Below are 614 nucleotides of genomic sequence, written 5' to 3' on the forward strand. Positions count from 1 at the left end.
AGCAGTGTCGTTTTAACTGGTAATTCAACCGACGCTCAAGAGAAATACAACGACAAGGTGTTTTGGAGCAGTGTCGTTTTAACTGGTAATTCAACCACCGTGAGTACTTTTTCAAACGCGACAGGGTTTTGGAGCAGTGTCGTTTTAACTGGTAATTCAACTTGTCGCGCGTATACGGCGATCCTCCACGGGTTTTGGAGCAGTGTCGTTTTAACTGGTAATTCAACAGCACATTTTAGCTTGACGATATTATACAGTTTTGGAGCAGTGTCGTTTTAACTGGTAATTCAACAGCAGGTATTATTTACCTTGTGAAAGATAAGTTTTGGAGCAGTGTCGTTTTAACTGGTAATTCAACGAAAAGTGCTGAATACAAAACCATTGACTTGTTTTGGAGCAGTGTCGTTGTAACTGGTAATTCAACCTCAGTCGTTTCAGTCTGCGTACCTTTCTTGTTTTGGAGCAGTGTCGTTTTAACTGGTAATTCAACTTAGGCTTTTTCACGCACATCGTCCGTAAGGTTTTGGAGCAGTGTCGTTTTAACTGGTAATTCAACGCGAGGCTCGGAAAAGCCACCTTCCCATTGGTTTTGGAGCAGTGTCGTTTTAACTGGT

Annotated in this window: 1 CRISPR repeat array. The window is 42.0% G+C overall.

Annotated features, from left to right (window positions below):
* Window positions 1–59: 59 nt before the first annotated feature.
* Window positions 60–556: direct repeats of the CRISPR family, unit length 36 nt; unit sequence GTTTTGGAGCAGTGTCGTTTTAACTGGTAATTCAAC.
* Window positions 557–614 lie beyond the last annotated feature (58 nt).

Origin of the sequence: Umbribacter vaginalis, from assembly GCA_001552935.1 — a bacterium.
Lineage (GTDB): Bacteria > Actinomycetota > Coriobacteriia > Coriobacteriales > Eggerthellaceae > Berryella > Berryella vaginalis.